Here is a 24,517-nt window from a genome sequence, read left to right on the forward strand (position 1 = left end):
AGCATGAGTCAGGACGCTGGATTACATACATTAGGTTCAAGTGCATATATTCAGACCCGGGATGGCCGCAAGCTGCATTACATGTCAAAGGGCATGGGGGAAGTGACTGTCGTTTTTGAGTCGGGCATGGGTGTCTCCAGATCTACATGGGGGCTGGTTGTACCGGCGATTGCAGAGCATACGCGTACCGTTGTGTACGACAGGGCAGGAGCAGGGCGAAGTGATGTCGATTCTGCTCCACGTACCCTGAACCGAATTGCGGAAGACCTGAATGAGCTGCTGGTGGCGCTCGGGGAAGGGCCGTTTATTCTGGTGGGGCATAGCTGGGGAGGGCCCATTGTGCGGGCCACAGCTGCTACTAATCTGTTACGTCTGCGGGGGATCATTCTCGTTGATCCATCGGATGAGCATTGTGAGTTATATTTTTCTCGCATGGCAAAGGTTGGTTTTGCGTTGAATGGCACACTTATTCCGGCACTGGCTCGCGTGGGGCTGTATCGTTTCCTTGGCATAAAGGATTTTCTTAGTCAGCCTGCTGACGTTGTAGCAGATCACCGCCATGAGGACTTTACGGTACAAGCCGCTCGTACGGTGGCTGCAGAGGGGAAGAATTTTTTGCAAGATATGAAGCTGTTACAAGAACAGCCCCCCGAGCTGGAGGATCTGGAAGTGAGCATTATTTCGGGCACATTGCCGGGTAAGGGAGAACGTAAGATCAGACCTGCAGTTGTTGCGGCTCATCGTCAGACGGTAAACCAGCTGTCCAATGCAAGGTGGGTGGAGGCAGCACATTCGGGGCATATGGTGATGTTTACAGACCCTGAAGTGATCACAGGTGAGATTTTGCGAATGCTAAGAGATGAACCATACCCTTCATCAAGGCGCAAGGATAGAGCAAAAGTGATACAATAAAAAGAAAAGCAATGTACGACATTGTTAGACCTTATAAGCGGAGTGTGGAGACAGATGAAACCAGAGAATCAAGAAGTAGCAGGAACGGGAGCCGGAAATGAAGTTTCCAGACATGCCAGTGTGGGCATGGAAGACATCGTGCGCGCGCATCATGTACTGCGTGAAGTGATTGTGAGAACGCCGTTACAGCGTGATGCTGTATTGTCGGCCAAATATAACTGTAACGTGTATCTGAAACGGGAAGACCTTCAAGTGGTGCGTTCATTTAAAATTCGCGGGGCCTACAACATGATACGCAATCTGACTCCTGCCGAAATGGAGAAAGGCATCGTCTGTGCCAGCGCAGGCAACCACGCCCAGGGTGTAGCTTTTAGCTGTAATGCTCTTGGCATTCACGGCAAAATCTTTATGCCAAGCACAACACCGAACCAAAAGGTGAAGCAAGTGCGTCGTTTTGGCGGTGATAATGTAGAAGTTGTACTAATCGGCGATACGTATGATGATGCGTATGCTGAAGCCATGCGGGCGTGCGACGAGCAGGGTATGACCTTCATCCATCCATTTGATTCGCCGAAGATTATTGCGGGCAACGGTACAGTTGCGATGGAGATCATGGAAAGCCTTGATGAGAATGCAGATTATGTATTTGTCACCATTGGCGGTGGCGGTTTAGCAGCCGGGGTAGGAACGTATATGAAAACGGTAAGCCCGGAGACGCGCATTGTTGGTGTTGAGCCGCTTGGGGCAGCTTCCATGAGTGAAGCGATGTTCCGTAAACAAGTGGTCACGTTAGATGATATCGATAAATTTGTAGATGGCGCAGCCGTAAAACGGGTTGGTGATCTGACTTATGACATCTGTAGCAACATTCTGGATGATATCGTGAAAGTACCGGAAGGCAAAGCCTGCACAACGATCTTGGAGTTATACAACGAAAATGCCATTGTTGTTGAGCCTGCGGGCTCGCTGGCTGTAGCTGCACTGGAGCAATACCGGGAACAGATCGCGGGCAAGACGGTGGTCTGTGTCATCAGCGGTGGTAACAATGATATTGACCGAATGCAGGAGATCAAAGAGCGTTCCTTGATCTATGAAGGTCTGAAATATTATTTCATGGTGAATTTTCCGCAACGTGCTGGGGCTTTGCGTGAATTCCTGGAGGAAGTACTCGGCCCGAATGACGATATCGCCAGATTCGAATATACGAAAAAACATGACAAGGAAAACGGCCCCGCCCTGGTTGGCATTGAGCTTATGTACAAAGAAGACTACCAGCCGCTCATCGAACGCATGAACCGCAAAGGTATCACCTATACGGAGCTGAACAAAAACCTGAATCTGTTCAACATGCTAATCTAAATCGGGTGAAGGATTTAATTCGAGTAAAGTAAATCAAGAGTCCCAAAGATATACAGGTACAGGTATGACACAGAGATAGAAACGAAGATAGAGATGTAGAGAGAGGTGTCTTTTTACAAGTGAAACCTACTGTAGGGTCAGAGCAACATAAGTCAGTGCCTCAGATCCGGCCTGCACGGAAGGAAGATGTGGATCAGATCATTCCGCTGCTGGTGCAGGCGATTGGAGATATTGCCTATGCCCTTGCGGGAGAGGCAGACCACGAGCAGGCAATGGGAATCTTACGTGAGTTTGTTACGCAGGAGAATAACCGGATCAGTTATCAGAATATCACTGTGATGGAGCAGGATGGTCAGATTGCGGGCATGTTGGTAGCGTATGCCGGTGATGATGTGGATCGTTTGGATCAGCCGCTGCTGAATCGTCCCGGACGTGATGGGGATGAGAAATATGCTCTGGTAAAAGAAACCCGTCCAGGAGAGTATTATCTCGATACTCTTTCGGTAAGTGAGCAATTTCAGGGGCAGGGCATCGGCCGTGCACTGATGGCTGCTTTTGAGCAGCAGGGAAGAGAACTCGGGCACACGCAGGTTGCCCTGATCGTAGAGCAGGACAATGGCCGCGCCATGCAGCTCTATGAACGGCAAGGCTATGTTCAAGATGAAGTGATTCTTATCGGTGGACATAAGTATTACCATATGGTCAAACGAATTGAATCGTAGTGGAGATTCGAAGGGGCAGGGGCGTAGTTAGCCACGGATACTGTGTCAGAAGCATGAAAAAGACCAAGTAAATGCCCAAGAGGGCAGCTGACTTCGTCTTTTTGGTGTTATGTCGTGGATCACCGTGCTAGGAAACAGCAAATTCCTATAGGGAGCTCAATATCCTCTGGGCTGCCCCCGCTCATATATTAAAAGAATCTATATGAAGTACATACTAAACGTAATCAAGCATCCTGTGGTGTTATAAGGAGCAACGAGTCACCGCATCAAGTTTTACAACGAACCTCAAGTAACCTTACTCATGCAGCAGAAAGTGTCACCCCGAGCCCTGAAGTAACCTCGATCACGCAGCAGAAAGTGTCACTCCGAGCCTTGAAGTAACCTCAATCATGCAGCGGAAAGTGTCGCTCGGAGCCCCAAAGTAACCTCGATCAGCAGCAGAAAGTGTCGCCCTGAGCCCCGAAGTAATCTCGATCATGCAGCAGAAAGTGTCGCCCTGAGCCTCGGAGTAACCTTGATCATGCAGCAGAAAGTGTCACCCCGAGCCTCGAAGTAATCTCGGTCATGTAGCAAAGTGTCGCCCCGAGCCCTGAAGTAACTTCGGTCATACGGCAGAAAGTGTCACCCCGAGTCTCGGAGTAACCTTGATCATGCAGCAGAAAGTGTCACCCCGAGCCTCGAAGTAATCTCGGTCATGTAGCAAAGTGTCGCCCCGAGCCTCGGAGTAACTTCGGTCATACGGCAGAAAGTGTCGCCCCGAGCCCCGAAGTAACTTCGGTCATACGGCAGAAAGTGTCACCCCGAGCCTCGAAGTAACTTCGGTCATGTAGCAGAAAGTGTCGTCCCGAACCTCAAGTAACCTCACTCATGCAGCAGAAATCGCCACCCCGAGCCTCGAAGTAATCTCGGTCATGTAGCAGAAGTGTCGCCCCGAGCCCCGAAGTAACCTCGATCACGCAGCAGAAAGTGTCGCCCCGAGCCCTGAAGTAACTTCGGTCATACGGCAGAAAGTGTCACCCCGAGTCCCGAAGTAACCTCGATCACGCAGCAGAAAGTGTCGCCCTGAGCCCCGAAGTAACTTCGGTCATGTAGCAGAAAGTGTCGTCCCGAACCTCAAGTAACCTCACTCATGCAGCAGAAAGCGCCACCCCGAGCCTCGAAGTAATCTCGGTCATGTAGCAAAGTGTCGCCCCGAGCCCTGAAGTAACCTCGATCACACTGATGTTTCTAGTCACGGATCGGCTAACGATCTCAGATAACGCTATTTGGTCGATTTCAGTCCTTTATAAATTCTAACGATCAGGAGAAGCGTTATTTCGCCATTTAGGGCGAAAAATCATTGGTTTTTGCTCATTTTAGACGAAATAGCGTCTCTGGTGATCGTTAGATTACTGAACAGCTCTAAATCGGCCAAATAAGGTTCGTGGAGATCGTTAGAATATTTTTGCAACCGTGCAACCGTGCAACCGTGCAACCGTGCAACCTTATAAGCGACCAGCGCAAAGCGCTGTGTAGGAAAAATGTTGCCTAATCAACAACTTTCCACGACATGCATACGCCTGATCGCTTGGTTAAGCTACTATATCTATCGCAACCAACTTACATTACTCACTATTAAGCTTATCTAGGTAATTAGTTTGCTAGTAATAGCTATACTTATCCACTTACCCACATGTTCCTTCATTGATCTAAAGCTTTTATATACCATACTCCGGCAGATATTCATCCCTAGGTACGTTCTGCTCCAGCCATTTGTCGACAGCCTCTGTTCTTTCAAACTTGGATTCAGCGACGACTTTCATGAATGCATCCAGTTTTTTTACAAAATCACTATCCTCGGAAGTATTCCGCTGTATGACAGCTTTGTACCCTTTTTGAGCATTTGGCACCATTACGTTGGTATCGTAATCGAACAGAGGGGTATTATCGAGCCCGTAAAAGGTGTACAAGGTGTATTGATTCATCAACATCTGTACCTGGTTTTTCCGGTTAGACTTAGGGAAATCATTCAGGAACCGCTCCTGATTCAGCACACGGTTCAGCATATCCTGATATCCGATCATGAGGCCCCCATCTTCAGAGGAGATATTACTCGTTTCCACTGCCATGATTCGGATGTACTGTTTGATATCTTGATTTACATAAGAAGTGTATTTATCGAATGCGGCATAATTCATGATTGGATAGAGATAACCTTCGATCATCGTAAGACGATAACCACTGTCTCTGGCCTGTTGCAGCAGCGAGCGAAGATTCTTGTCCTTGGTGCGGGACATCAGCTGGGTAAAGCTGTCATTCCACTTATATATTTTCTGCATCTGATCCTGAACATTAGGCACAAGCATGCGATCCGTTATGGCGTCGAGTGCCTTGAAGCGGGCATTCTCGAGTTGAAGCACCATCAGGGTTGCATGATAAGGAGTGATTTGGCTGATCTTAGACTCCAGATAACGGTCTGCCGCGGGCAGGCCATTTTTTTTGTAGAGCATGTTCTGAAAGGATTTGTAGATTGCGGTCGAATTGGCTGATGTTACTTTGGTATTCGCAGCAGGGGCAGCGGAAGCAATGCCTGCAGCTGGTGAAACCGCTGTTTGTAGCAACATCGCTATAGCCGTTGCGGTAAGCAGCGTGCGCACGCCTTTATTTTGAAAAGAAAATAATGTCATGGATATAAACCTCCTGTAATTATGGTTTAGTAATTGAAGCCGAATTAAAGTTGGCCTGTTCAAAATGAATTTACATCCTATGAAACATTAATTATACATTATGTGAGCGTTTACCCATAGATTAAAGCAATTGGCACAGAAAGTGGTTGCGGAATAGTGACAAATTATTCTGTTAATTTTAACCTTTACAAGGTAGATGCAAGACCAACGTTTCTGCGAAAATAATTTTGGGAAACCGGAAACTTTTTTACAAATTGGAACGTCTTAGTTGTGCATAGGAAAATACAGGAATTATTGAATTGCATAGCTAATTTATAAGAGTGAACTAATCATGGGAGAATGGGGATAGGTATATGAGGAAAGCGGGAGGCAATCAAGTGAAAAAGGTGATGTCAGCACTGGCTGTATCAGCCATGCTTGTATCTGCATTACCAACATCTGTGATGGACGCTGCAGCAAGGATCAGCATATATATTAACGGTACAGAGGTGCAATCAGTTCAAGCCCCTGTAATGAAGGCAGGACGTGTCCTTGTTCCGCTTCGGTCGATCTTTGAAGGGATTGATGCGGAGGTGAAGTACAACAATAGAACGAAAACCATTACAGCGACCCGTGACGATCGGGAGGTTTCATTGACACTTGGTTCCAAGGCTGCATATATCAATGGTCAACTGAATGTGATGGATGTTCCTGCGAGTACGATTAAGGGCAGCACCATGGTGCCAATTCGTTTTGTGAGTGAAGCTTTTGGGGAAAAAGTATTCTGGAACTCACGTAATCAACGCGTGGATATTAAAACAACAACGTCTACACCTGAAACGCCAATTGATGATACACAATTTTCTGCTTGGAATATCTACGGATCGGTATCTGGCAGTAACGGAGATGGCCGTGACCTCACTGTAAGCTTCACCCGTGCTATTTCAGAAAGAACCGTATCGGCATACCGGGTGATGTTGGTGAAAAGCAGGGATACCAACAGCTTTAAAGAATCGGTTGCTTCGGCTGTATCTCCGGGAAACTATACTTTGATTACACCAAACGGCACCAATCCGAAGCTGACACTTAATGCGCAGACACGTGACGTGAACGGTGATCTGCTGAATAGCAATGAAACATACCGTCTTTATGTACTCACTGTAGGTAACAGCAACAATAACAACAAAAACTATTTAGGCTGGTCCTCACAAGTTCTGAAGCTGAACCAAGTGAAACCTTCTGTTCAGGCTGTGACAGGGCTGCGGATTGCCGATATTAGTGATTATGGCGATGGAAGAGACATGGAGATCAACTTCACACAGCCAAGCACGAATTCGAATATTACGAATTACCGTGCATTTGTTGTAAAGGCGAAGGATGCATCGACATTTAACCTGGCTGCTGCGAACAAGGTATCCAGCACGAATTCCACGTTCATTAATAAAGGGAATTCGAGTACAATCAAAAGCCAATTGTCCTCATCATCGCGAGATACGTCAGGCGAGTTGATCAAAAACGGGACTGCGTATGTTGTTTACATCATGTCTGTAAGTGCCAATACAGCAACAGATAGCAAGCTGTCTGCGGCTTCATCTTCCCTGACATTGTCCGCGAACACAACTCCAGCTCCGGTTATTACACAAGTGAGAGACATTGCGGATTATGGAGATGGACGGGATATTCAGGTGAGCTTTAACCGTGTATCGGATGAGTCAAAGGTAGCGAACTATCGTGTGTTTGTTGTTCGCAACACGGTATCCAGCAGCTTTAACCTAACTACAGCAAGCAATTTGTCTTCCAGCTTGTACTATACTGTCAATAAAACAGGTAACAACCTTACGGTTACACTGCCATCCAATATGCGGGATACCAGTGGATATAACATCACGAACCTGCAGGATTATCGCATCTATGTCATGGCAGCAGGCAATCAGCAGAACAACTACACTCATGCTCTGTCTTCTTCTTCAAGCGTTTTGAGACTGACATCGAATAGTATTGCAGGTGTGGCAACGAATCTGTCTGTTACAGATGTTGCGGACAACGGGAATGGATCAGATCTGCGCGTGTCGTTTAACAAAGCAACGAATGAATCCAATGTTTCCCACTACCGTGTGTTCGTTGTACCTGCCAATAACGTAGGAAGCTTTAATCTGAATGCTGCAAATTCTTCGAACTATTATACACAGGTGAATAAAACGGGTGGTAACCTGACAGTGACACTACAGCGTGATACCCGGGATACCAACGGGAATTTCATTGTAAATGGTCTTGCTTACCGGGTGTTCGTATTGTCCGTAAATAACAACGGGAACTGGAGCCAAAACGCATTGTCCTCGTCTTCGGCTCAAATTACACTGACTCAGAATTTTGCGATTACAGCACCAACCAGAGTGACTGCTTCCGATGTTGCCGATAATGGCAATGGTAGAGATCTGCAAGTGACATTTAATAGACCTTCGAATGAGGCTAATATAAATCATTATCGTGTCTTTGCGGTTAAAGCCGCCAATACAGGAAGGTTCAACCTGGAGGAAGCCAATCGGAATCCTTACTACAAGGTTGTGAATAAAGCTGGTGGCAGTGGAGATTATACATTTAACCTGGAAAATGTTAAAACTACAGATGGCGCAGATATTACAAATGATCAGAGTTATCGTATATTTGTTCTTGCCTTCAGTAACGGTAACAGCACTCCGAATGTACTGTCTTCAGCCTTCGCAGATATCAGTTTATCTGTAACGTCTGCTGTGTCAGCAGTTAAGTTTGGCAATATTGATGTCAAAAATGCAGATCAAGCGGCAGGTAATGTAACAGATATAACTGTAAACTTTAGCAAACCAAATCCGGCGCAAGGTATCAAGCGTTACATGTTAATGGTTGTACCGGCTGCAACTTCATTTGATCTTAATGCAGCTAAAGCGACGGTTAGAGAAAATAATGCCGTTGAGGTAGATTCAAGCCCTACAGAGCTGCCCTCCACTTTGAAAGACAGCAATGGCAACCAAATTAAAGATGGAGTCTCATATAAAATAGTCATCTTGTCCGAGTCTGATAGCAAAAGAGAATCAAATATAGCGACATCTACTAATTTTACGATTAATGCAAAAAAACAAGCACCAACACCAATAGATGCTGGGAAGGTAACCGATCTTAAATCGACGGCAACATCTAGTGAAATTAGTATCGATTTTACCAAGCCAACTAGTGAAGCAGGCATTAAAAATTACGATGTTTATATTGTTAAAAAATCGAGTAAATCAGGTATTAGCGGAAGCCCCGTAACAAGTTTAAGTCTTGGCGAAACAGGTAAAAAAGTAATGATTGGAAATGATACCAAGGATTCAGATGGGTTGGTTTTTGGAGATGGAGAGTACCAAGTTGTTGTGCTTTCCGTGTCAAATGATTCCAAGAAGTATAATTCTGTTTCTTCTGCTACAGTTGATCTGATGATTCCAGCAGCCACTCCTGCACCAGCAGCGGGTAGTTCAGGTGGTGGGACGTCTGGTGGGGATACCGGAGCACCTGCTTCCGGTCGAAGTAACAATCCGGCTTCTACTGGCAGTGAGTCATCATCTTCTGGTACACAAAGTTCATAAGTCTAATAGGTATTTCTTTGTATGAAGTTCACTGTCCCAAACCGCATGAACTTTATGTCCAACTCCCTTTCCACCTTCGGAAAGGGAGTTTTTCTGTCCCACCGTAAACGGCACATTGGCAGCATTCTGCTGGGGCTACGACCAATGACCTTATTTTTCCAATAAATGAAATTCTCAAAAGGGTTCCTAAGGTCATTGCCGGGTTTGGATCAAAGGATGGATAATAGAAGTCAAAGAACGTGGGAGCAGATCAGCCGAAAGGAAGGATGGAATGTTAGCGTTTCGTTTGACGGGGCAACCGGATGCCCGCATGCCACTATATTTGTACGGTTTAGGTACACAGGAAGAAAAAGGGCTACATCGCCCGGAGGGCTTTCCGGTATATCAGTTATTTTTGGCACGAGGTAGCGGAGGGCGGTTCAACATTTCTGGCAAGGGAACATTTGTTATGGGTGCAGAGCAATTATTTGCATTGGAACCCGGTGTTGCTCATGAGTACATTCCCCATTCAAAAACGGACGGAGAGCTAGGGTTCATTGGCATCGGTGGTGAACTAGCGGCATCAGTGCTCCGCACAACTGGCATCGCCCGCGGAGAACCTTGCACATTAGCCAGGTTTGATCTGATCTGGTCACAGATGATAGAACTGTGGAAGGCGTTGGATCAGGGAGAGATGTCGATGTGGAAAACGTCTGCCTTGCTCTACCAGCTTATTCTGGACATGGCTCAGGCATTAGCACCAGTCGATCCTCTTTCTTCTGAAGGGGAGTGGAACACGGGGCAACCGTCTATAAGGGCGAAAAGTGCTAAGCAAGAGAGCGATGTCACAGGTTCACAGCTACAAGGAAATTCATATGCTGGATCGGCAGGGCTCAACCGGGCGATAACCTTAATACAGGTTCACTATCAAGATGACCTCTTATTGAAACATGTGGCCGAAGCTGTAGGTTACTCTGTACAGCATCTGAATCGATTATTTCATCAGCATTATGGTGTGACCGGGCATCAGTATATGCAGTCTTGGCGTTTGCAAAAGGGACTGGAGTGGATGAACGAACATCCTCAAGCCAGTGTGAAGGAAGCGGCAGAGAATGTAGGCATGGAAGTGAATTATTTCATTCGCATGTTTAAGCGTGAATTTGGAGAAACACCTGGTAAAGGTCTTAAACTACGCAATCAGCCCAAACTGGAGCAGAACCTCCACCTGTATAACAAGGAAATTGGAACGCCTCAATAAAAAAGAGACCTTACGGTCTCTTAAGTAGAATTCCTTAAAATTTAAATTTAATGAGTAACTGCTTCTATTGCACTACTTTCTGGATGTGTTGTTCTACTCCCAAATAGAAGGCAACAAATACTTTCGAAAATGTCCGCTTCAGCTATGCCTGCTTTTTCTGCCCAAAGAGAGGTCGGATTAAAGCAAGTCCAGCTATACCGATCACGGCGCTAACCCATGGAGCCATGTAGAAGACAGGAAGTTTATCCCGAAGTGGGTAACCAACAAAGAGAACAAGCACGACGATGACGATGTAAATGATGATGCCACGAATGTTAACTTTGGGCATGACATGTTTGTCTGTTCCCTGGTCGTCCGGGCGTTCTGCTAATCGGCGCAGCATCTCTACGAGTGCGATCCCGCCAACAGCAGCAATGATGAGAGAGAATAGGCTGATATGTTCGAAAGCTTCGGTATCGCCGTCTGTGAAGCCGAAGAATAGTCCTGTGCAACCTTGGATGAATAGTACAACCGATATTGCCGCCCAGGCAATCATTACGTACCATTTAGGTGTTCGTTTCACAGGCGTTGTTTCAGTGGAGTCAGCAGCCTGTGTTGTACTGGTGTTGTCTCCATCTGTTTCTGTAGAACCTTTTCCGAGTTGAGCGTAAATATCCTGTTCCAGATCAGAGCCGTACAGATCACGGGCTGATTTGTTATCCTTCTGTGCTTGTACGATGGCCCTTCCCGCAGCGAGAATCCATTCTTCCTGGGTTCTCTGGTCTGCCGGAGCTTGCCTTGCGATGCTGCTGATCTGGTTATAGAGTTGTACGTTATCTGGTGTCATGCGGCTCATCTCTGTGATTTGCCGATTTTGTATTTCTTTCAGCTTTTTATAGGAAATTCCCACTGATTGCTCCCCCTGTCTCACACGTTCTGATCTCCCATTCCATGAAGACCCTGACGATATTTTAGTATACGGGAAGGGCTCTCGTTTCGCAAAGTCATTCCTTATAAAATAACTGCTTATGATTCACCCATAGCCCGATACAGGCTAGCACAATACAGGTGCATAAGAGCACGAGTTTTCCATGATGCTGAATCCATCCGAGTAGATGTGCCATGAGTTCATTCCTTTCGGGTACAGGCTTCCGGGACTGGCGAGCCTGTTGTTTTGGTTTTATTTTCCCCTGCGGAGATGTGAATATACATAGCTTGGTTGGAAGAAGCAACGATTCTGTGAACCATGAATAAAGAGCTGTCTAATCCATCACAATAGTAGCATTTCCAAACCGAAATGATGGATAGGAGTGTGGTTAGCATGGATAAACAATCAGATCTGACACGCAAGATGCTACTCAACAGCAATTCCCGCGGTGTGGCGGATGAGGTGGTGCCGATGGATGAGGCTGTGGAGGATACGGAGTTTGGCGAAGAGCTGAACGATGAAAATTGGCAAGGTAGAAGCTTCTGGGACAATGAGGGTGCAGGTCAGCAGCATGAGTGGAATGGACGAATCGAGACTCATGCGATGTTCCGCAGGAGCTATGAGTAAGATCGTAAGAAACATCATAGCCATTGGCGATCATAAGGAAAGGCAGATCGGGTGATCCTTCGATAGGTTAGATACAATACATGAATACACGGATCAAAGAAACACATGGTATGAGTATTGGAACTGAACAGAAATAATGCGAGGCCTGGCTGAATATAGCTCGGTCTCTTTTTTTTTGCGGGATAATGGGTGCAAAAGAGAACAGTTGTGCTTGTAATAGTTGTATCATTTCTCGCGTTGACTTGCAGGTGTGGGGATGATAATATACTAGTATCTTCTTAATACTTACTAAACTTATCGGATTAAACATAATTAATCAAAATACGTTCAATATATAACAAGGAACTGCTATATAATTTGAACTCTTCTTTTACACTCTAACGGAGAGGACAGAAAAAACCTGAAAAAGCGAAGCGTTCGCCTAAAAGCTTTCTGCAAGAAAGCTACATCGGAAGCATACGCTGATCACCGGATTTTCCCCTTTGGAAAAGGGAAACAAAAAATCTGGGGATAACAGCGATTGTAAGGTTATTCTGTCATCGGAGTGGCTGTGTAAAAACTTTAGTTCAACTTATATAGCAAGGTCACCATGAAAGGGGAAAATCGGTATGGAACGTCAGATCAGTATCCGTCACGGAGAAGAGGAGTTAACCGCGACCATTCACTATCCGGTTGTAAAAGATATCAAAGAGGAGACACTTCAGCAACGTGTGCCTCTGGCTGTCATCTGTCACGGCTTTGTAGGAAGCCGAATCGGAGTGGATCGATTGTTTGTGAAAACAGCTCGTGAACTCGCGGAAGACGGATATCTGGTGCTGCGTTTTGATTACATCGGCTGCGGAGAGAGTAGCGGTGAATATGGAGCGGAAGGGCTGGAGTCCATGGTACTGCAAACCCGTTCTGTGCTTGATTATGCTGTGAACTGCACCGATGTCGACCCTACACGTGTGACTTTGATCGGACATAGCTTGGGCGGAGCTGTTGCGCTGTTAACGGCTGTACGTGACAAACGGGTCAAAAATCTCGTCATGTGGTCGGCTGTCGGTTACCCGTTCAACGATATCGTGAAGATTACGGGTAGAGATGTGTATGATGACGGTGTAAAAGCAGGAGCTGCCGATTATCTCGGCTACAGGTTCACTCCCAAATTCTTCAACTCTCTGGCAGAGCATCAGCCATTCCAGGAAGCGGTGAAGTTCAGCGGCGATGTGCTGGTTGTGCACGGTACTTCGGACGAGGTCATCCCTGTAGACTATGCGTTTCTGTATCAAAAAGTCTTCTGGATGCGCCAAGAAGGGCGCTGCGACAAGGAAATCATTTTCCAGGGCAATCATACCTTCTCATCTGGTAAAGAGCGTGAACAACTGATTACACGTACGAGAGAATGGCTCGGGGAGCGTCAGAAGATTGAAGAGAACTGGCAACACTGGATGATCTAAGCCATAAGCCAAACGTCATCAATCAAAAGTCACGGGTATTAACTTGGAAAAGCGCCTTCTTCGGGGTAAAATAGAGAGGTAAGCATCCTATCCGTGTCTGGAGGTTGGCAGCAATGACATTACCCGCACTATTCATTGCGCATGGTTCTCCCACTCTGGCGTTGGAGAGCAGTGACTACACTCAATTTTTGAACGAACTTGGAGACAGGCTGCCAGCTCCAAAGGCCATCGTTGTATTCACCGCACACTGGGATTGTCCCGAGCCTTCGGTGACGATGGATGAATCCCATCAGACCCTGCATGATTTTTACGGATACCCTTCAGCAATGTATAACATACAGTACCCTGCGGCGGGGCAGACCGAGATTGCGGATGAGATCTGTGCGTTATTCTCGCGAAGCAACTTGCCACATCGACCTGTTCGAGGGCGGGGGCTGGATCATGGTGTATGGGTGCCACTGCTGCATATGTACCCAGAGGCGAACATTCCCGTTATTGCCGTATCGGTGGATTCACTTCGTTCCCCGCAAGAGCAGTATGATATTGGGCGTATGTTGGAGCAACTCAGGCATGATAATGTGCTCATGATTGGTAGTGGTGGAACGGTGCATAATCTGAGAATGCTGGCACAGGATGATGAGCCGCAGGATTGGGCCGTAGAGTTCGATGACTGGCTCGCGGAACGTTTGCAGCAGTGGAATACGAGAGAATTGTTTCTGTATGAAAAAAAAGCCCCTCATGCTCGGACGGCAGTTCCGTCCTATGGCATGGAACATATGGCACCATTGTTCTACGCCATGGGCACAGCGGATATGTCTCGCACAGCGAAGCGTCTGTTTCAGTCGTATGCCTGCGGCACATTAAGTTTGAATTGCTGGCAGTTTGGTGACGGCATATAACTTAGAGCAGATGAGCACGTTAAAGATCTAAATGTTCGGTTATGTTTCGGGAATTTGATCAGGACGATAATGTAAAATTTTAATATGTAAAAAGGTTCCACGCGTCTGTTATTGACTGCGTGGAACCTTTTTTGGTATTAAGGAATTTTATAGTGTTGTTGTTATATTTGAGCTTTTGCCCAAAGCCGGATATATAACACTACTTGCGAAGTTCGAATAACTCACATTCTGTACGTGAGTGATAGGCCAACTCACTGACACTGGACTGAACAACAATGGTTTTTTCGTCAAAACGAATGATAATGCCACCAGAGTCAATCTGGTGATTATCTTTAAATACCCTGATTTTATGTTTTAAGGTCATAGCTTCCTGAAAGTCGGCGTCCGTTTCGAGACGGCGTTGAGTGGGCATAGGGATACTCCTTTGCTCTGATAGACTTTATAACTATCATAATATGGGATTCTACTGTTGGGCAAGTGCAATAAAAAGCCCTGCTCCAAGGGGAGGGAGCAGGGCCGAATTTCTTATTTATTATAGCGTTTAAGCTGTTTTCTTAGTGGGTGTGATGGTTGGCGTGTCTGTTGGCTGAATGCTTCTGTCCTTTTTGAACAATCCGCGAAGGTAAGGCAGTACCCAGTGATCCAGACCGATTTTACCTGCATTTGCACCAGCTACGACGATGAAGATTTGGAGCAATACCAGTTGAGCGTTTGTGCTTACTGTACCCGAGAAGAGGAACGCAAAGTTCATGACCATCGCCATCAGAGCAGCCAGTGTAGTGAAGCATCCAAGGATGAGTCCCAAACCTACCAGGAATTCACCGAGCGGGATGACGAAGTCGAATAATCCGGCATTTGGAATAGCGAACTTTTCAAGGAACGTTGCCCACCAAGCTTGAACCGCTGGATGATCGCCTGTTGCTTTTTCAAGTGCTCCTGTGAGGAATCCGCCAGCTTGGAATCCGCCGGTCAATTTGCTCCATCCGTGAGTCATCCAGTCATATCCGATGTACACCCGAAGTACTGTTAAAATCCACATTGCCACTTTGTTTTCTCTAAGCCATTGGTTGAAGCTGAACATATAAACCACTCCTTTTATGGAATCTAGTGTGTGTTGTTTTTGTTTTTCTAAGTGATCACCTTTGATGTCTTTATTGTATATTCGGAAAGGTGTTTTGTTTGTGATTAAAATCACAATCTAGTTCAAATTTTAAGTAAGGTTTAAGAAGTTCACATTTAGGACATATTTATTTGCTCATTTTATGATTCAAAGGCAATATCTGAGATGAGACAAGGTTTACTAGGCGCAGACAAAACGGAAGTGTTGTGATTAAATGGAAAGAAATACGTGAGATGGTTGTCTGCATGAGAGATATATCACATGATAAGCAGAAGAAAATCAGCCAAATCGTTCAGGAGGTCCTATATTGAAGTCTTTTTCTTGGAGCAAAGCCGTATCGGCAGCATCGATCTGCTTTCTTGCCATGAGTCTTGCTGCTTGCCAGAACAAAGAGGTCGCCCAAATTCCCCAGCCGGAGCCCACACCTGCACCGATTCAGGAAGAGAACCAGGTTGAGGTACCCGCTACTCCTGCCTTTATAGCACCTCTTACGGGATTAGCCGTAGACGAATCCGCTACACAGAGACCGCTGGCAGTGATGATCAACAATGCACCGGCAGCACGTCCCCAATCAGGGTTGAGTGCAGCGGACATTATTATTGAGGTGCTTGCCGAAGGCGGCATCACTCGATTTATTGCTATTTTTCAGAGTGAAGGTGGAGCAGAAACCGTCGGCCCCATACGTAGCATTCGTCCATACCTGATTGAGCTTGGTGAAAGTTATGACGGGGTGCTTATTCATGCCGGAGGCAGTCCGGAGGCCTATTCCATTTTGCAAAAACAGCATAAACAACACATGGATGAAATTTCGAATGGTGGGCCTTACTTCTGGCGTTCCAAAGAACGCAAAGCGCCTCACAATCTATATACATCTGTGGACAAGCTTAGAGAAGGTACGGACAAGAAAGGGTACAGCCATGAATTCCAATCTCCTGTGTACAAGTATGACGAGGCAGGGGCTACCTCTACTGGAGAGAGTGTGAAGCAGTTTGAGCTCCATTATTTATTGAATAGTTATAAAGTAACGTATGATTATGATGAAGTTAGCGGACGATATATGAGAATGGTGAACGGGAAGCCAGATCAGGATAAAGATAACGGCAGTCAGTTAGGTGCGTCCAATATCATTGTTGCGGGGGCAGACCATAAGGTGCTCGACGATGTAGGCAGGTTATCCGTGAACGTGGATCATGGCGGTGAGGCGATGCTGTTTCAGAAGGGCAAGATGATTCGTGGACAATGGGTTAGAAAAGAGGGAGATATTATCCGTTTTGTGAAGGATGGGCGTGAAATGAATCTGGTGCCCGGCAAAACCTTCATTAGCATTGTGCCGAACCATCCACAGTTTGCAGATCATGTGAAGCTGGCGGAACAATAATGGGCCTTAGACAAATGTAGAGCATCGTAATGAATCAATCATCTCCACGCTGAAATGAAAGAAAGCGATGAAAAAGGTTAAGATTTGTAACGAGGTGTTGTCGTATCATCGCACTTTTTATGAAAATTTGTTTTGGGTCACGCGTCGACTTTTGTGGAGTTTTGTAAACGCAGTGTAAAATCGGAGTCTGATTTTGCCATAATTCCAAATAATTAAGATTCATTTCAGGTTAATATGAGAAGAATATAAAAAAGGATCGCAGCTTTTGTACAAACCATGAAACAAATATGATAAGATATCAAAGGTTGTCATTTCATGTTTCATCGGTTATCGGCGCAATTTCTCGAAGAGGGGATAGAGCTATGAAGATTAAGAAGAAGAAGGACATATTTTTTGAAACACTGGAGAATATGGCAGATACGGTTGTTCAAGCGGCAGATTATTTCTCCCAGCATGTTTCCAACCTTCAGGATGTAACTCTTTTTGCTAATGAAATGAAAAAGTACGAGTCACAATGTGATGACTACGTGCACACGATCATTACAGAACTCAACAAAACATTTATCACGCCGATCGAACGCGATGATATTATGGAACTGACAACAACTCTTGATGACGTATTGGACGGCATTGAAGCTACAGCTTCACGTTTTTATATGTACAATTTGGTGGAACCGGACGAATATATCGTTCAATTTGCAGAGATTTTGCGCCAATCGGCTTACGAAATTCAGAAGGCGATTCATTTGCTGTCCCAGAAAAAATTGCTGGCGATTCGTGAATATACCATTCGCTTGAATGATTTGGAAAACCAAGGCGACGAAGTATTGCGTAACTGTATCAAGAATCTATTCGCTACGGTATCCGATCCGATTGAATTGATCAAGCGTAAAGAGATCTACGAACGCCTTGAAACAACAACGGATGCTTGCGAGCATGTTGCGAACGTTCTTGAATCCATCATCATGCGTAATTCTTAAGGAGCCAGAAAATAATGGAAACAACGATTTGGGTATTAGGTATAGTCGTCTTCCTTGCACTGGCGTTTGACTTCATCAACGGTTTCCACGACACGGCTAATGCCATTGCAACATCGGTATCCACACGTGCACTGACGCCGCGCCGCGCCATTATTTTGGCGGCCGTGATGAATTTTGTTGGTGCGATGATGTTTACGGGTGTTGCGAAGACGATTGGGGGGAGCGTGACGGACCCCACCAAGCTTGATAACGGGATCGAGGTTGTCATCGTCACCTTGATTGCCGCGATCATCTGGAATTTGGTTACCTGGTGGTTTGGAATTCCTTCATCTTCTTCACATGCGTTAATCGGAGCGCTCGCAGGTGCAGTGCTCGTTGGAGCAGGCTCGGACAAAGTGAAATGGAGTGGATTCATTGATATCGTCGGAGGTTTGCTGTTGTCACCTCTGATTGCTTTTGCCATTGGTTATATCGTCATGACGATTCTTAAATATGTGTTTGCCAAACGCAGTCCGCACAATGTGAATAAAGGCTTCCGTACGGTACAGATCTTCACGGCCGCCCTGCAGGCATTCACGCATGGTACCAACGATGCGCAGAAAGCGATGGGGATTATTACATTTGCACTCGTCGCAGCCAAGGTACAGGATCATCTTGAAGTACCACTGTGGGTTAAAATTTCAGCAGCAACAGCTATGGCCCTGGGGACATCGGTAGGTGGTTGGAAAATCATCAAAACGATGGGGACCAAGATTTTTAAAATCGAACCGATTAACGGCTTTGCTGCCGATTTATCTGCTGCATCCGTTATTTTCACAGCAACATTGTTGCACCTTCCGGTAAGTACGACACACGCAATCACATCCGCGATTCTGGGTGTAGGTTCGGCGAAACGTTTCTCGGCTGTAAAATGGGGACTGGCTGGACGTATCATCATTACGTGGTTCATTACGATTCCAATTACCGGAGCACTTGCAGGTCTGTTGTACTGGATTATTTTCTAAATAGTTGTCAACAGAAGGACCGGGTATCCATCGATCGGATACAGTAAGTGAAGGACGAACCTGTTCATAACGATGTGAATATCGGGATATGTGGATAAATATACAATGAGTTGAAGAAATGCCTGTGCACGAACGTGTGGACAGGCTGGATATGTGGATAGCCATCCGTGGAATGATAAACCAAAAGAAACCTTCCTGTGGATACAGGGAACTGTGGATAGGGGAAATGAGAGAAGCCAACAGGGTTGGCTTTTTTTGTTGTCCAGAGTATACAATGAAATCAGAACTTCGATAAGACAAGGACGTGGTCCAATCCATGATTCGTACACTTGCGATTACGCGGGATCATCAAGTCACGGTGAACATGCCGCTGGAGCAGCTTGATTTAAACGATTTTGCCTGGGTATGGGCAGATTTCAACCAGCCTACCGAAGAAGAAAGTCGGCTACTGGATACATATTTTCATTTTCACCCACTTGCGATTGAAGACTGTCTGCACGTATTACAGCGTCCCAAGCTGGATTACTATGAGAATCTGCAGTTTCTAGTGTTACATGCGCTGAATCCGGCCACGCTGGAGGCAGAAGAGGTAGATCTTTTTCTGGGACAGAACTTTCTGGTGTCCTTTCATCATGGGAAACTGGAAGAAGTGGATGAGGCCTGGGACAGACTGCTGAAACACGCGCATGAGCGTACCATCTGGGCAAGAGGGCCGGTGGCGGCAGCATATACAGTGATGGACAAACTGGTCGATCACTATTTTCCGTCGCTATTTGCCATTGAGGATGAGCTGGCTGAACTGGAAAATCGGGGCGGTCAGGAGTCTGTAGAAGAATTGATGAATCAGGTGTTTGACCTGCGCAGTCGACTCCTGAAGCTTAGACGCACTGTTGTCCCTATGCGGGATCTGCTCTACCGGGTCATTAATTCGCAACATGTACAGCGAACAGGGGAACATACGGCATATTTCACCGATATTTATGACCATCTACTCAAACTGACGGATATGATTGAAGCCGATCGGGAGATGACGGCAGACTTGCGCGATAGTTATATTTCGTTGAATTCGAATCGGATGAATCAGATTATGAAAACACTGACGGTCATTACGACGGTATTTATGCCACTCACTCTAATTGCAGGTATCTACGGCATGAACTTCGCCCATATGCCCGAGCTTCAGTGGAGGTATGGATACGGTGCTGTGTTATTACTGATGTTTGTCCTGGGAGGCTGTATGGTGGCCTGGTTTGTGAAACGCGGCTGGTTTAAGTAATCAAGGTTATCGAATGGATTGAAAAAAGGGCCGTCAAGCGAACCTCCTAAGCAGAAGATATTCTTTGTTCAAAGGAGTGTTGCCGGACGGCTTGGTTCTGATGATTAGAACAGACCTTTTCTCCGTTTCCATGCTGCTATCCACATGTGTATAAGTGTTTCGCTTACAGCGACTTGTGCACAACTAAAATGGGGTTCGCCGTTGGAGCTTAGTCGACCTCCAGCACAAAAGAGACGGTTTCCGTTTCCTGTCCATTTACAATGATCGTAAGCGTATGCAGCCCCGCGTAATATTTACGTGTCGTAATGAGTTTGAACGATTGTTTGGTAGTGACGGTGCTGCGACCATTTGCATACATTTTGTCGGAGCATTTAAATCGCTTAGGTGCTTGTTTACCATTCGCCTTCATATAACCAATCTCATATTCAAGCCTCAGCATTTGCGGTTCACCGCTTGTATTGACCACATCGAATGAAAAATGCAAATCCTCACCTGTGGAAATTTCCTCCCGCTCCAGCTTCAGGTTTTCAATATGAATAGCCTCTTGCTTGTGATAGCCGAACAGAATCAGTGCAGAAGGGTGTCCCTTCTTAAGCAATGAACGGCTTGCGTGCCGAATAATCCAGTCGGTATGTGTGTTCTGACCGTACCAAGCCTTAGCAAGATCTAGAACAAGATTCGGATGATCCTTGGAAATGTCATTGAGGTGATTCGCTACACTTTTTCGTACATAGAGGGACTCGTCCTGTCGCAGTGCATGCAAAATGGGAAGAACTGGGGTAGGGTCAACAATGAATTCCCCAAGCTTGGCTCCCCAAGGTAAACGAGGGCGACTGCCTTCGCTGGCCAGCCTGCGAATATGCTGATCATTGCTTTCCGTCCATTCCATCAACTGTTTCATCGTCTGTAGTGGATAACGCTGAATGAACGGCCGCACCGCAAACTCGGAACTTGAATACGGTGTAAATACGGTAAGATATTTCATCGATAACTCGTAGTTTTCGGGGGCAAGTCCATTCACTTCAATGAAATCAGGCACAAAAAGGTACTCAACCCCGCGCAACTGTGGAGCTGCCTGTTCAAGGATATGTAAGGCTTGTTCGTAATCGGCGGGCAGAACATGGGTCAAAGATTCCGTAATCCGACGTATCCTTGCCTTGAACTCCAGCGCTTCCCAGCCTTCAGCGAAAACCAGTTCGCGGAATCGCTGTGTTTGTAACTCTGGATAAAATTGATGCAACTGATTGGCGGTTCGATCAATGAGAGTGGGTGTATATTTATCTTTGAACAGTTCCATGGTCTGCCTCCTTATATGTAGTCTCTAGTATACCCCATTTTCCAGGATAAGAACATAAGTTCTTGCTTTTTAGTTGTTCAAAAAGGTTAAGGCACCCGCCTTTGTAAGGGGAGTGCCTGAATAGAGTTAACTTTTGCGTCTTTTGGGACGCGGTTTGGATGTTGCGTTTTTCCGGCGCGCTGGGGAAGAGGTGCGTTTCCGCTGTGCACCTGTCGTTTTTTTGCGGCGTTTGCGCGGGCGAGGTTTCGAGTATTCTTCATAATCAGCGTCGGCTTCGCTGCTACTGTTTTTATTTTTTCCAAAAGGCAGAATGCCCATCACCAGTTTCATCATCGGGGCCATCTGCTGAATACCGCCAACGACCTTTTGCATTTTGGCCACGCCGCTCATAATGCCGTCAATGCCGCCGAAGCGGTCAATCATGCCTTTTAACTCACCTAAGTTGGCAAGGGAAAAACCGGAGCTGCCTGAAGAGGCAGGGGCTTGAGTCGGAACGACTGGCGTAGCAGGCACGATGTCGCTGCCATAGACTCCTCCGCTAACACTCTGCCCATAGGGCACCAGACCGGATGCTTCAACCTCGGCGAAGCCTGGATAAGTCGGATTAACCCCGGGATACATCGGCTGGACCTGGGTTTCATTCAAAGAGCGTGGGACGGTCTCATAAGGTACATAAGCCGAAGTACGAGCTTGCCGATGGCCATTGGGATTGGGAGCTGGGCGTTGCCTTGTTCCTGGCTGGCGATGATAGTAATGCTGTGGCATGAACGATCACGTTCCTTCTATATTAGATTTTCGGAATTGCGTTCCACCATCGATTTCGGAATTCCGTTGCATCGTGAAATTAATTGTGTGGGATACGGCCGTAACAAGCAGGGTGGAACTCCCTTTTGATATACTGTATGTCATCCGCGGAGAGGCGGCGTAGGCGAGTATCACGGAAAACGGGATATTTGCGGATTTGGGCGCAGGCCAGCAAAAGAGATGAGAAGCTGTTTTAAGGAATAAAAATGAAGTTTAGACACAAAATTGTAACAATTATAAGGTTTAAAAACCTAGATGAATAATCGGAAATGTCCACCCATAAAGGGGGAATTAACACAGTTTTTATGCTGGTTGTCCGTCTGGGGAGGACAAGAGTACTGTTTGTAAGCGGTAACATGTGTTTTTGTTCTGTAGTGCGTGAAATCGTTAACGCTTGAAATACCAACTCAGGCTAGGTACAATGTATGTACACAGTAACCGCTAGGGGATGATGATAAAATGCAGCTGAAAAAGCTAAATGATAAAAGCATTGAACAACTATTTGAGGCCATCCTTACACTTAAGGATATTGAAGAGTGTTATGTCTTTTTTGATGACCTCTGCACCGTGAACGAGATCCAATCCATGTCCCAGCGGCTGGAAGTGGCACGTATGCTAGGCAAAGGCAACACGTATAACCAGATTGAAGCGGAGACGGGCGCGAGCACGGCTACGATTTCTCGGGTTAAGCGTTGTCTGAATTACGGTAATGACGGTTATAAAATGACACTGGAACGCCTGGGGCGCTAAGTCATGAAGAAGCCGGGTGTACTCATCATTAGTCACGGTTCTCAGGAGAAGACCTGGGTAGAGTCCGTCGATGACGCGATTTCCCGGTTGAATCTGCCTGACTCTTTGCCTGTTGAAGCTGGATTTCTGGAATTGGTCGATGGGCGTATGATCCAGGACGGGATTAACCGACTGGAAGCGCAAGGCGTAACCGATCTGTTGGTCGTGCCTCTGTTTGTATCGTCTGGCAGTACGCATGTGGATGAGATAGAATATGCCATTGGGGCCAAAGATGCACCTGAACGTGAAACGGATCTCGAACCATTTGAGGTAAAAGCTCGGGTTCATTTCGGCTATCCGGTGGATAATGATCCTGATATTGCGGTGATGGTATGGGACAAGGTTCGGTCACTATCGAAGCAGCCTGAGCAGGAAATGATTTTGCTTGTCGGCCATGGTAGTATCCACGATGGATTCCGTCAGCGCTGGGAAGCTGGCATCTCCTCGCTTGCGGAACGAGTACAGCAAATCAGTGGAGTCGCACATACGGACTATGCCTTGCTTAATCCGGAAAGTGTATATGACAAGGCGAAATACTGGAGCGAAGAGCGTGCATGCCGTGTAATCGTGGCACCGCTGTTTTTGAGTGCCGGTTATTTTACCCAGCATGTTATTCCAAGTCGGCTTAAAGAGTTGGAATATGCATACAGTGGGGAAACGTTGTTGCCTCATCCGCTGCTTGGGCAGTGGCTGGAGCGCCAGATCCAGTTTTTGCTGGAGAAGTGTGATAAGGTTGATGGTTAGATTTTCTCATGAAATGGCGTCTCTAGGTTTCAAGACAAGCCCTAGGACTCAGCAGGTGAATAGTATAAAAAAAACCACGTCCTTGGACGTGGTTTTTTGATGATAATAAGACCAGTATTCTCCAACCTTTTATGATGGGTAACGCTACGGTCGCTGATCTGATCAAACAGGAAGCATTTTGGCTCCCTTGGAAGTCATTATAGACGGAGTATGTTGAAGTTATTTTACACTTTTACACCTGTCTAGACCAATGTGTTATGAGATAGGATCTTCTCTTTTCTGTTGCTCCTTAGACAAATACCGACTACAATAAAACCAACTAATAAAATGGGGATAAGGAGATATGGAGATGCGAGAAGTGCCTATGCGCTACGTAAAAGCGAATCAAGTTGGGATCGTATTGTTTGTTATACTCTCGTTTATGTTCAATCCGTTAGCCGTTCTGGGATTGCTGTGGATCATTCAGGTGCTTGGGCTCGCTTCGGGTGGCAAGTTAAATCTGTTTGTACAGATCGGTAAAGCTGTGTTGAATGGTAAAGGAACAGAGACGCAGGCGGTGGAGTTGCAACGATTCAACAATATTCTGGCTGTTCTTTTCCTGTCTCTGGCGTTCATCTCGTTCTCAATCGGCTGGGTAGCCGCAGGGTATGTATTTTCGGTCATGCTTCTCGCGGCTGCAAGTGCGGCTCTGCTGGGTTATTGCGTGGGCTGCACCGTGTATTTCTGGTATAAACAACTCCGTGCAGGTAGAAAAATCGGATTATGAGGTTGGCTTACGG

21 protein-coding genes are annotated in these 24,517 nt (G+C 46.3%); 15 read left to right on the plus strand and 6 right to left on the minus strand.

All coding sequences use genetic code 11. From position 1 onward, the window contains the following. Window positions 1-3 precede the first annotated feature (3 nt). From AC1VYS_RS03875 to AC1VYS_RS03885, 3 genes are all read left to right on the plus strand, one after another. A complete protein-coding gene (locus AC1VYS_RS03875; RefSeq protein ID WP_482913073.1) occupies window positions 4-912 on the plus strand; it encodes an alpha/beta fold hydrolase in 909 nt (302 codons plus the stop codon). 126 nt (window positions 913-1,038) lie between these two features. After that, window positions 1,039-2,271 carry a threonine ammonia-lyase IlvA gene (ilvA, locus tag AC1VYS_RS03880; RefSeq protein WP_482914901.1) on the plus strand — a complete coding sequence of 411 codons (1,233 nt, stop codon included), beginning with the start codon at window positions 1,039-1,041 and terminating at the stop codon, window positions 2,269-2,271. A gap of 119 nt (window positions 2,272-2,390) precedes the next feature. Beyond that, complete coding sequence (locus AC1VYS_RS03885; protein ID WP_482913074.1) at window positions 2,391-2,993, plus strand: GNAT family N-acetyltransferase; 603 nt, start codon at window positions 2,391-2,393, stop codon at window positions 2,991-2,993. A gap of 1,697 nt (window positions 2,994-4,690) precedes the next feature. Here the strand turns inward: AC1VYS_RS03885 and AC1VYS_RS03890 are convergent. Continuing rightward, window positions 4,691-5,659: a hypothetical protein gene (locus AC1VYS_RS03890; protein WP_482913075.1), complete on the minus strand. Its 969-nt coding sequence runs from the start codon at window positions 5,657-5,659 to the stop codon at window positions 4,691-4,693. 377 nt (window positions 5,660-6,036) lie between these two features. On the opposite strand from AC1VYS_RS03890, the gene AC1VYS_RS03895 reads away from it, so the two are divergent. Together AC1VYS_RS03895 and AC1VYS_RS03900 are read left to right on the plus strand one after the other, a co-directional pair. Further along, on the plus strand, window positions 6,037-9,237 hold the full coding sequence (locus tag AC1VYS_RS03895) for a copper amine oxidase N-terminal domain-containing protein (RefSeq protein ID WP_482913076.1): 3,201 nt from the start codon (window positions 6,037-6,039) through the stop codon (window positions 9,235-9,237). A 271-nt stretch (window positions 9,238-9,508) separates the two neighbouring features. Beyond that, complete coding sequence (locus AC1VYS_RS03900; RefSeq protein WP_482913077.1) at window positions 9,509-10,474, plus strand: AraC family transcriptional regulator; 966 nt, start codon at window positions 9,509-9,511, stop codon at window positions 10,472-10,474. Window positions 10,475-10,616: 142 nt separating this feature from the next. On the opposite strand, the gene AC1VYS_RS03905 is transcribed toward AC1VYS_RS03900, so the two are convergent. Continuing rightward, window positions 10,617-11,363, minus strand: coding sequence for a DUF1129 family protein (locus AC1VYS_RS03905; protein ID WP_482913078.1), 747 nt, complete (start codon window positions 11,361-11,363; stop codon window positions 10,617-10,619). A gap of 411 nt (window positions 11,364-11,774) precedes the next feature. Here AC1VYS_RS03905 and AC1VYS_RS03910 point away from each other — a divergent pair, with 411 nt between their 5' ends. The 3 genes from AC1VYS_RS03910 to AC1VYS_RS03920 all read left to right on the plus strand — a co-directional run bounded on the left by AC1VYS_RS03910 (window position 11,775) and on the right by AC1VYS_RS03920 (window position 14,346). Beyond that, window positions 11,775-12,008, plus strand: coding sequence for a hypothetical protein (locus tag AC1VYS_RS03910; RefSeq protein ID WP_482913079.1), 234 nt, complete (start codon window positions 11,775-11,777; stop codon window positions 12,006-12,008). Window positions 12,009-12,616: 608 nt separating this feature from the next. Then, window positions 12,617-13,447: an alpha/beta hydrolase gene (locus tag AC1VYS_RS03915; protein ID WP_482913080.1), complete on the plus strand. Its 831-nt coding sequence runs from the start codon at window positions 12,617-12,619 to the stop codon at window positions 13,445-13,447. A 113-nt stretch (window positions 13,448-13,560) separates the two neighbouring features. After that, window positions 13,561-14,346 (plus strand): DODA-type extradiol aromatic ring-opening family dioxygenase, encoded by a 786-nt coding sequence (locus tag AC1VYS_RS03920; RefSeq protein WP_482913081.1) that lies wholly within the window; start codon window positions 13,561-13,563, stop codon window positions 14,344-14,346. 199 nt (window positions 14,347-14,545) lie between these two features. Here the strand turns inward: AC1VYS_RS03920 and AC1VYS_RS03925 are convergent, their stop codons facing one another. Beyond that, window positions 14,546-14,758 carry a hypothetical protein gene (locus tag AC1VYS_RS03925; RefSeq protein ID WP_434748049.1) on the minus strand — a complete coding sequence of 71 codons (213 nt, stop codon included), beginning with the start codon at window positions 14,756-14,758 and terminating at the stop codon, window positions 14,546-14,548. 129 nt (window positions 14,759-14,887) lie between these two features. Next, a complete protein-coding gene (locus AC1VYS_RS03930; protein ID WP_482913082.1) occupies window positions 14,888-15,427 on the minus strand; it encodes a DoxX family protein in 540 nt (179 codons plus the stop codon). Window positions 15,428-15,773: 346 nt separating this feature from the next. Between AC1VYS_RS03930 and AC1VYS_RS03935 the strand changes: the two genes are divergently transcribed. The 4 genes from AC1VYS_RS03935 to corA all read left to right on the plus strand — a co-directional run bounded on the left by AC1VYS_RS03935 (window position 15,774) and on the right by corA (window position 20,104). Beyond that, window positions 15,774-16,844, plus strand: coding sequence for a DUF3048 domain-containing protein (locus AC1VYS_RS03935; protein ID WP_482913083.1), 1,071 nt, complete (start codon window positions 15,774-15,776; stop codon window positions 16,842-16,844). 362 nt (window positions 16,845-17,206) lie between these two features. Then, window positions 17,207-17,824 carry a DUF47 domain-containing protein gene (locus AC1VYS_RS03940; protein WP_221788374.1) on the plus strand — a complete coding sequence of 206 codons (618 nt, stop codon included), beginning with the start codon at window positions 17,207-17,209 and terminating at the stop codon, window positions 17,822-17,824. Window positions 17,825-17,838: 14 nt separating this feature from the next. After that, window positions 17,839-18,828 carry an inorganic phosphate transporter gene (locus tag AC1VYS_RS03945; RefSeq protein WP_090923317.1) on the plus strand — a complete coding sequence of 330 codons (990 nt, stop codon included), beginning with the start codon at window positions 17,839-17,841 and terminating at the stop codon, window positions 18,826-18,828. A 316-nt stretch (window positions 18,829-19,144) separates the two neighbouring features. Then, on the plus strand, window positions 19,145-20,104 hold the full coding sequence (gene corA / locus AC1VYS_RS03950; protein ID WP_482913084.1) for a magnesium/cobalt transporter CorA: 960 nt from the start codon (window positions 19,145-19,147) through the stop codon (window positions 20,102-20,104). A 208-nt stretch (window positions 20,105-20,312) separates the two neighbouring features. Here the strand turns inward: corA and AC1VYS_RS03955 are convergent, their stop codons facing one another. Together AC1VYS_RS03955 and AC1VYS_RS03960 are read right to left on the minus strand one after the other, a co-directional pair. Then, window positions 20,313-21,401 (minus strand): DNA alkylation repair protein, encoded by a 1,089-nt coding sequence (locus AC1VYS_RS03955; RefSeq protein ID WP_482913085.1) that lies wholly within the window; start codon window positions 21,399-21,401, stop codon window positions 20,313-20,315. A 126-nt stretch (window positions 21,402-21,527) separates the two neighbouring features. After that, window positions 21,528-22,166, minus strand: a complete 639-nt coding sequence (locus AC1VYS_RS03960) for a tyrosine protein kinase (protein ID WP_482913086.1) — start codon at window positions 22,164-22,166, stop codon at window positions 21,528-21,530. A 498-nt stretch (window positions 22,167-22,664) separates the two neighbouring features. On the opposite strand from AC1VYS_RS03960, the gene AC1VYS_RS03965 reads away from it, so the two are divergent. From AC1VYS_RS03965 to AC1VYS_RS03975, 3 genes are all read left to right on the plus strand, one after another. Beyond that, window positions 22,665-22,955 carry a YerC/YecD family TrpR-related protein gene (locus AC1VYS_RS03965; RefSeq protein WP_017690665.1) on the plus strand — a complete coding sequence of 97 codons (291 nt, stop codon included), beginning with the start codon at window positions 22,665-22,667 and terminating at the stop codon, window positions 22,953-22,955. Between the two features lie 3 nt (window positions 22,956-22,958). Further along, window positions 22,959-23,738 (plus strand): sirohydrochlorin chelatase, encoded by a 780-nt coding sequence (locus AC1VYS_RS03970; protein WP_482913087.1) that lies wholly within the window; start codon window positions 22,959-22,961, stop codon window positions 23,736-23,738. Between the two features lie 349 nt (window positions 23,739-24,087). Next, window positions 24,088-24,504 carry a DUF4395 domain-containing protein gene (locus tag AC1VYS_RS03975; protein ID WP_482913088.1) on the plus strand — a complete coding sequence of 139 codons (417 nt, stop codon included), beginning with the start codon at window positions 24,088-24,090 and terminating at the stop codon, window positions 24,502-24,504. Window positions 24,505-24,517 lie beyond the last annotated feature (13 nt).

The organism is Paenibacillus sp. G34, from assembly GCF_056856875.1.